General features: G+C 71.0%; 9 protein-coding genes and 1 pseudogene. 6 read left to right on the top strand and 4 right to left on the bottom strand.

Features of this window, described 5'->3' with window-relative positions; translation table 11 throughout:
• From JNK30_RS22710 to JNK30_RS22690, 5 genes and pseudogenes are all read left to right on the top strand, one after another.
• A pseudogene (locus tag JNK30_RS22710) lies at window positions 1–199 on the top strand (epimerase); the annotation flags it as partial.
• Between the two features lie 109 nt (window positions 200–308).
• Window positions 309–560, top strand: coding sequence for an acyl carrier protein (locus JNK30_RS22705; protein ID WP_293363790.1), 252 nt, complete (start codon window positions 309–311; stop codon window positions 558–560).
• A 2-nt stretch (window positions 561–562) separates the two neighbouring features.
• On the top strand, window positions 563–1,777 hold the full coding sequence (locus tag JNK30_RS22700; RefSeq protein WP_293486023.1) for a pyridoxal phosphate-dependent aminotransferase family protein: 1,215 nt from the start codon (window positions 563–565) through the stop codon (window positions 1,775–1,777).
• Between the two features lie 93 nt (window positions 1,778–1,870).
• On the top strand, window positions 1,871–2,569 hold the full coding sequence (locus JNK30_RS22695) for a hypothetical protein (RefSeq protein WP_293486021.1): 699 nt from the start codon (window positions 1,871–1,873) through the stop codon (window positions 2,567–2,569).
• Complete coding sequence (locus JNK30_RS22690; protein ID WP_293486019.1) at window positions 2,550–3,041, top strand: hypothetical protein; 492 nt, start codon at window positions 2,550–2,552, stop codon at window positions 3,039–3,041. Before JNK30_RS22695 ends, JNK30_RS22690 begins: the two co-directional genes overlap by 20 nt.
• Before the next feature lie 43 nt (window positions 3,042–3,084).
• Here JNK30_RS22690 and JNK30_RS22685 read toward each other — a convergent pair whose 3' ends face one another.
• From JNK30_RS22685 to JNK30_RS22670, 4 genes are all read right to left on the bottom strand, one after another.
• Entirely contained in the window at window positions 3,085–3,855 is a 771-nt protein-coding gene (locus JNK30_RS22685; RefSeq protein ID WP_293486017.1) for a Crp/Fnr family transcriptional regulator, read from the bottom strand.
• Window positions 3,856–3,941: 86 nt separating this feature from the next.
• Window positions 3,942–4,853, bottom strand: coding sequence for a hypothetical protein (locus JNK30_RS22680; RefSeq protein WP_293486015.1), 912 nt, complete (start codon window positions 4,851–4,853; stop codon window positions 3,942–3,944).
• Window positions 4,850–5,767 carry a diacylglycerol kinase family protein gene (locus JNK30_RS22675; RefSeq protein WP_293486013.1) on the bottom strand — a complete coding sequence of 306 codons (918 nt, stop codon included), beginning with the start codon at window positions 5,765–5,767 and terminating at the stop codon, window positions 4,850–4,852. The genes JNK30_RS22680 and JNK30_RS22675 overlap by 4 nt, the downstream gene beginning before the upstream one ends.
• Window positions 5,752–6,906, bottom strand: a complete 1,155-nt coding sequence (locus JNK30_RS22670; protein ID WP_367118779.1) for a CDP-alcohol phosphatidyltransferase family protein — start codon at window positions 6,904–6,906, stop codon at window positions 5,752–5,754. The genes JNK30_RS22675 and JNK30_RS22670 overlap by 16 nt, the downstream gene beginning before the upstream one ends.
• A 66-nt stretch (window positions 6,907–6,972) precedes the next feature.
• Between JNK30_RS22670 and JNK30_RS22665 the strand changes: the two genes are divergently transcribed.
• On the top strand, window positions 6,973–7,430 hold a 458-nt coding region (locus tag JNK30_RS22665), incomplete at its 3' end, for a metallophosphoesterase (protein ID WP_293486011.1).

The raw sequence follows: 7,430 nt of genomic DNA, 5'->3' as shown, positions 1-7,430 counted from the left end.
AATCACAAATGATTTCACTGTGCTCACCGGCGTGACCCCCATGCTCACCTCGGCGAAGGTGCGGGAACTGCTGCATCCAAACTGGGCGGTCGCGCCGGAGGAGCGGGCAGAAGGAACGCCAATGGCCAAGTTTGATCTTCGGGCGGGATTCGAACACACCGTGGCGTGGTACCGCACTGCGGCATGGATGAAACATTAGTAGCTGATTTGTGACCGACCCTTGATCGCCACGGTAGAAAAAGAGGTCGGACATGGTTAGGTACGCGGCTTGCGTAAGCTGTTAAGAGCCGATGGGGGGCTCACTTATGGTGGAACTGGCGACGGACCTGACCGTCCGCGAAGTCGCGCGGGCCGCCGAAACGGTCCTCGGCCGTAGCGTGCAGGTAACCCCGGATACCGACATCGCCCGCGACCTCGCGGTCGACTCGCTTGCGCTCATGAACATCGTGATGGAGCTTGAGGATCGGTTCGACCTATCGATTCCTCTCGATCGCCTGGCTACCGTGCAGACGGTGGGCGACCTCTCCGACCTGATCAACAAGCTGCGGATAAAGGCTTAAGGATGGGGCTGCTCGACAAGCACCTGGGCTATCGCGCCCCGTTGGACGGTATCCGCGCTGCTGGCGCCGATCCGTCCGCCGTTCGATTCGACGAAATCCTGTCGCCCACCGAGGGCATGCTGGATGGCAAGCAGGTCATCCTGCTCGGCACGAACAACTACCTGGGCCTGACCTTCGACCCGGAGTGCATCGAGGCTTCGGCCAATGCGGTGCGCCAGTGGGGCACGGGGACCACCGGTTCGCGCTTCGCCAACGGCACCTTCGCCGGCCACGCGGCGCTGGAGACGGCGCTGGCCAAGTTCTACGGCCGCAAGCATGCAATGGTCTTCACGACCGGCTACCAGGCCAACCTGGGCGGCATCTCGGGCCTCGTGGGCCGCGGCGACCACCTGATCCTGGACGCCGACAGCCACGCCTCGATCTATGACGCGGCCAAGCTCTCGGGCGCCGAGGTCATCCGCGTCCGCCACAACGACCCCGAAGATCTCGCCAAGCGCCTGCGCCGCATGGGCGACGCCGCCAAGGGCAGCCTGATCGTGGTCGAGGGCATCTACTCGATGATCGGCGACGTCGCGCCGCTGAAGGAGATGGTCGCGGTCAAGAAGGAAGCCGGCGCCTACCTCCTGGTGGACGAGGCCCACTCGATGGGCGTGCTGGGCGAGAAGGGCCGAGGCTTGGCCGAGGCGGCCGGCGTCGAGGCCGACGTCGATTTCATCGTCGGCACCTTCTCCAAGAGCCTGGGCGCCGTCGGCGGCTTCCTGGTCTCGGACGAGGACAATTTCGACCTGCTGCGCATCGTCAGCCGGCCCTACATGTTCACCGCCTCGCTGCCGCCGGCGGTGATCGCCTCCACGCTCGCCGCCCTGAAGCGGCTCGAGGAGGACTCCAGCCTGCGCACGCGCCTGTCGGCCAACGCCGACCGGCTCTACGACGGCCTGCGCGACATGGGCTACGCCGTGGGGCCCCATGCGAGCCCCATCACCGCGGTGGTGATGCCCGACCAGGCGACCGCCGTGATGATGTGGAACGCGCTGCTGCAGCGGGGCGTCTACCTGAACCTCGCGATCCCGCCGGCCACGCCCGAGAACAAGTCGCTGCTGCGTTCCAGCGTCAGCGCGGCGCACACGCCCGAGCAGATCGACCAGGTGCTGGCGATCTTCGAGGATCTGGGCGTCGAGTTCGGGCTGCTCCAGCGGGCGCGGCGCGCCTCGGCCTGACCCCCGGGGCCACAACCTCGACTTGATCGCCTCGCAATTGCCCGTTGCGATCGGCGGGCGTAGCGTTCGCACCTCTGGCATGGAGGGCGATGGATGGCGACGCTGGTCTACAACAACGCGGGCAAGATCCGGGACAAGAAGCTCACGCCCAAGCTCGAGAAGCTTCTGACCGACGCCGCCGAGGCGGTGGGGATCGACAAGGTGTCGGTGACCTCGGGCGGTCAGGACCCGATCGGGACGCCGAATGCGCGCCGGACCGGCTCGACCCGGCACGACGGCGGCCAGGCGGCGGACATCCAGCTGCTGGACGACGGCGAGGTGCTGGATTTCGACAAGCAGCGCAGCCGTTTCGAAGCCTTCGTCACCAAGGCCGCGAGCCTGGGCGCCACCGGCATCGGCGCGGGCGTCGACTACATGGGCACGAAGACCATCCACGTGGGCTTCGGGTCGAAACTGGTGTGGGGCGCAGGCGGCAAGAGCGTGAACGCGCCCACCTGGCTGAAGACCGCGGCCGCCAAGGGGTGGGGTCAGCCGGCCCCCGCGGCCCCCGCCAAGGCGAAGGCGGGACGCAACGTCGTGATCGCCCGCGGCGGGCTGAAGCTGCGCGGCGGACCCGCCCAGACCTTCCCCGAGGCCAAGACACTGAAGTTCGGAACCGAGCTCGTCGTGCGGTCGTTCGGAGGCCCTGGTGGAGACTGGGCGCTTGTCGACCTCGAAGATGACGGTCAGCTCGACGGTTTCGTTTTCGCGGCCTTCCTCGCGCCGGTCGAGGATGACGACGACGCGAACTGAAGCTGCCACGCTCAGGAGACGAACGCCGGCCCTGCGCCTCGGCGCGCTGCTGCTCGCGCTGACCGCGCTTGCGGCGTGCAGCGACGGCGCCGAACCGCGCGCGGCCCCGTCCTCCCCTGCTCCACCGACGGCGTCGGCGGGGCCGGCTCAGCCCGAACCGGCCCGCAACGCCATACCCGCGGCGTTCCTGGGCGCGTGGGACCTCCGGCCCGCCGACTGCCGCGAGGGGGGCAGCGACGGACGGCTGGTGATCGGCGCCGGCGGGCTCAGGTTCTACGAGAGCGAGGGGCGCGTGGACTCGGCGAGGGTCGAGGGCGACACCCTCACCGTGACCGCTTCCATGACCGGCGAAGGCGAAACCTGGACCGAGACCTACCGCTTCCAGCTCATGCCCGGCGGCGGGGAGCTGGTTCAGCGTGTCTCCCCCGGAGACGATGGCCTTCGGCGCGTCCGCTGCGGCGTGGCTCCGTAAGCCCGGCCTTGCAGGCGGGCGCCCGTACGCCGTCCGGACGGCGTCAGCGCAGGGGACGCGTGTCGGCGTAGGCTTCGGGATGCGGGGTGGCGGCGGGTGCGCCCTGGCGGGGCGCCCGACCGGCCGCCTGGTCGAGACGGTCCAGGTCCAGGATCAGGACGCCGGCGTCCTCGATGCGCAGGATGCGGTCGCTCTCCCAGGCCCGCATCAGGCGCGCGACCGTGTCGCGCTGCAGCCCCGCGTGCGCCTCGATGGTGCCGTCGGCCGGCAGGATCGGGAGACGAAGGCCGGCAGCCTCGATGTGGCCGTGCTCGTCGCACAGGCGGCGGAGCGCGCGCGCCAGGCGCGTGCGGGCGTCGTGGAAGACGATCTCCTCGAGCATCTGGTTCGAGGCCCGCAGGCGGCTGCACAGGAGGGTCACGACCTGCAGCATGGCCGCCGGATGGGCCTGTAGGACCGGCATCAGGGCCTCGCGCTCGATCTGCAGCATCTGGGTGGGCCGCACGGTGACCGCGGTCGCCGTGCGCGGGCCCTCGTCAAGAAGGGCGATCTCGCCGAACAGATGGCCCGGCCCCGAAATGCCGAGGACCACCTCGCGGCCGTCCAGCGCGTGCACACAGAGCTTCACCTGTCCGCTCACGACGACGAACAGCGACGTCTCGTAGTCGCCCTCGAGGAACAGGATGTGGTTGGGTTCGAGCGTCCTGCGGACGGCGGTCGCGGCGACGGCCTGGAGGGCCGCTGCGGGGAGACCTGCGAAAAGCGGCTGCCGCCGCAACTGGTTTACCAGGGAGTCGTCGAGCACGGTTGTCATGCAAGCGCCACATTGGCCTCAGATTGCGCCGTTCTCAACAGGTATGCGGCCGCCACCCAGGATTCCAGGGGCCGCCGCTGGACGGTCTAGCGGCGGGCAAGCCGCCGGCGTCGCCGCAGCTCCAGCCAGGCCCCGGGGGCGGCCAGGAAGGGATGACGCTCGCGCCAGGGCGTGAGCTCGATCTCGATGCCGGTATGGCGGGCGATCTTGTAGGCGGCGTAGCGGGCCGCCCCGTCGAACGTGAAGGCCGCCTTCAGGATCCGCGCCACGTTGAGGGGCTTGCCGGCCAGGCTGGGCAGCGTCCAGCCCGGGAGACCCCGGCGATCGGGAATCAGCATCCCCCCCTCCTCGGTGTGACGGACGCCCGCGGCCGTCCAGGCGAGCGGAAGGAGCGCGTCGTAGCGGTCGCCGTCGTGGGCCAGCACGGTGTCCGCGCGGTCGGCGGATTCCACGCGGAACTCGGCGGCGTACGTCCGGCGGAACAGGGCCGACCAGAAGGCGGCGGCGGGCCCGCGCTCCGGTCCCAGAGCGGCGGCGAAGCGGCTGGCGGTAGCGACGGCCGAGGCCACGGCGGCGCGGACGGCGGCGGCCGACGCCTCGTCCGCGGCCCAGACGCGTTGGCAGGGCTGCACGAAGCGGGCCCAGATGGTGGTGTCCAGGGTCCGCCCCTCGGCGGCCCTCCGGAACGTGGCGAGCGGCAGCGTGGCGACCTTGGCCTTCAGCGGCGGAGCGCCGGCCGCGACCGCGATCTCGTGGTAGCTGACCTCAGGCCACAGAAAGGCCTCCACGGCGCCGCGCAGGCTCCGGCGGTGGGGGCGCCGGGTCAGGCGGTAGAAGTCCAGCACGCCCGAGAGGTCGCCCGTCCGCAGGGTGGAGCCGTAGTAGAGCACGGCGGCGTCCACCGCCGGGTCGGCGAGGGCCGCGGCCAGGCGAACGACGGCGTCGGGCGCCGGGGCGGCCAGTTCGGCCTCCAGCCTGGCCTCCAGCGCATCCCTCATGGGATCACGAACTCCAGCTCCGGGCCCTGCCGGAGGGTGAGCGCGCCGCCCTCGAAGATCTCGCCGTCGAGGACGAAGTGACCCGCGAACGAGAGGTCGATCTCGGCGATGTCGCGGCGGCGGTAGCCGGCGCCGGCCAGCCAGGGCGGGTCGCGGCCGGCCAGGATGGCGGGAACCGCGGCGGCGAGGCGGCGGGGCGGCGCCTCCACCGAGAGGACCTTGAGCCCCTCGTGCGGCGGCCCGAAGGGCTTCAGCCCCAGCGGGAAGCGCTTCAGGGTCGAGGCCAGGACGAGGAACCAGGCGCGCTCGGGCTCGTCCCCCAGGCGGGCCGGCTCGCCGCGACGCCAGGGGTCCTCGGGGCCGCCGACGAAGGTGCGGCCCGCCGCGCCCACGATGGTGACCGCGATGGCGGCGCTGTCGAAGAAGCCGCGGCGGTGGTTTGTCTGCGCGAGCTCGGTCCCGCGCACGAAGGCGCCAAATCCGAACAGGAAGCCCCGGCGCTCCGGCGTGGCGAGGCCCGGGCGCACCACCTCCAAGCAATGCCGGCGCTTGGGCGGCTTGCCCGCCCGGACGGCGGCGAGGAGATCCTCCAGCGTGGAGCCCAGCGGCACGCCGAGGTCGAGGGCGAGCGCATTGGTCTTGCCGTTGGGCACGATGGCGACCCGCGGCGTGCGGCCGCCGTAGGCCTCGGGCAGGCGCGTGAGCACCTCGCGGATCGTCCCGTCGCCGCCATCGATGGCGACCAGTTCCACGCCCTCCGCGGCGAAGCGGCGCAACGCGGCGTACAGCTCGCCCTCGTGCTCGGGCGCGACGTCCAGGACATCGTCCGGCAGCGGGAGCCTGCCCCCGGCGCGCTGGTTGCGGTGGCTCCTCTGGTTCCAGATGACGCCCGCGCGGATCACCGCGACAGCCACGAGACGACGCGTTCGCGCGGCGTGGCGAAGGCCTGGACCAGCTGGACGGTGTGGACCACCAGGCTGAGCGCGGTCCAGATCGCCACCAGGTAGAAGCCGACGTCCGGCCGGCCCAGCGCCCAGGCGGGCGTCAGGATCAGGAGGTTCGGGTTCCGGCGGGCGGTGATCTGACGGAAGAAGCTGTCGAAGGGGCGCCACGCGTGCACGTGCATGCCGAACGCCCGCATGAAGATCCCCTCCTCCACGCGCTGCACGACGTAGCCGACCAGGATCACCGCCAGCGCGAGTTCGGGCAGCGGCAGCGGGCTCACGGACATCCACTCGACGTACCAGCCGGCCGGGGGCGGGCTGGCGAGATGGAAGGCGCCGACGTACCAGGCCCACCACCAGAACGGCGGATGGATCAGGTCGATGCCGTGGTCGAAGACGTTGCCGATCTTCGACGAGGTCATGGTGACCCGGGCGAGCTTGCCGTCCACGGTGTCGAGGAAGGTCATGATCCAGGCGCAGATCAGCCCCAGGCCGAACTGGCCGTTCCAGAAGTAGTACTGGGCCCCGAGCACCAGCAGAAAGCCCAGGAACGTCACCATGTTGGGCGTGAAGCCTGCCATGGCGCACCACCGGGTGACGATACGCGCCGGCACGGGCCAGACATGCTTGGTGACGAGGTCGGTGACGCCCTTGTACGAGCCCTTGAAGGTCCGGGCCTCGACGGCGCGGACGTTCTCGCGGCTGAGCTTCAGGAGGATCGGCTCCTCCCGCTTCCGGAGTTCCTGGTTGTAGCTGAGCTCCTCAAGCGACAGCCGGGTCAGCCCCCCGGGATCGCGCCCGGCCTCCAGGGCCGCCGCAGCTTCGTCCGCGCGCGCCGCGGGCACGTGGGCGGCGACCGCCTCGCCGTCGGCGGCGACCAGCACCGCGCCGGGGCGGGCCACGAGGGTCTTGATGACGCTCTCGTCGTAGACCCAGGTCCCGCGCGTGAGCACCACGGTCCCGTCCGGCGGGGCAGACTCGGCGACGCCGGCCCGGCGGTAGATGCGCCGGAGCCGTTCGCGCGCGGTCATGCCCCAGATCCGGACGTCGCTGTCGCCCAGGATCCGGCCCGCCGGGGCCCACTCCACGTTCGTCTGCAAACCGCGCAAGCCTCTGACGCAAATCGGTGGAACCTGATACCGAGCGTCGTTCCCTTAGGAAAGCCGCGCCCTCGTTTGACCGCCTTTCGCCTCGCCCACATCTCGGATCCGCATCTGCCGCCGCCGAACTTGCCGTTCCGGTGGCGGGACATGGCGTCGAAGCGCGCGCTGTCGCGCCATGCGTGGCGGCGCAAGCACCGGCGGCACGACAAGCGCGTGCTGGACGCGCTGACCGATCACATCCGGGGCCGCGGCGTCGACCACCTCGCGGTCACGGGCGACCTGATCAACTTCGCCACGCCCGAGGAGTTCGCCGCGGCCCGCGCGTGGCTGGAGACCCTGGGCGACCCCGCCGACGTCACCGTGAGCCCCGGCAACCACGACGCCCTCGCGGCCCACGGCGCGCCCGAGGCCTTCGCGCCCTGGCGCCCCTGGCTGGGCGACGGGGATGCGGACGGGTTTCCGTACCTGCGGGTGCGCGGCCCGGTCGCGATGGTCAACCTCTCGTCCGCGCGCCCCACGCCGCTGCACCT

It is taken from the genome of Phenylobacterium sp., from assembly GCF_016793225.1.
Lineage (GTDB): Bacteria > Pseudomonadota > Alphaproteobacteria > Caulobacterales > Caulobacteraceae > Phenylobacterium.
This window is presented reverse-complemented; position numbering and strand designations above follow the sequence as displayed.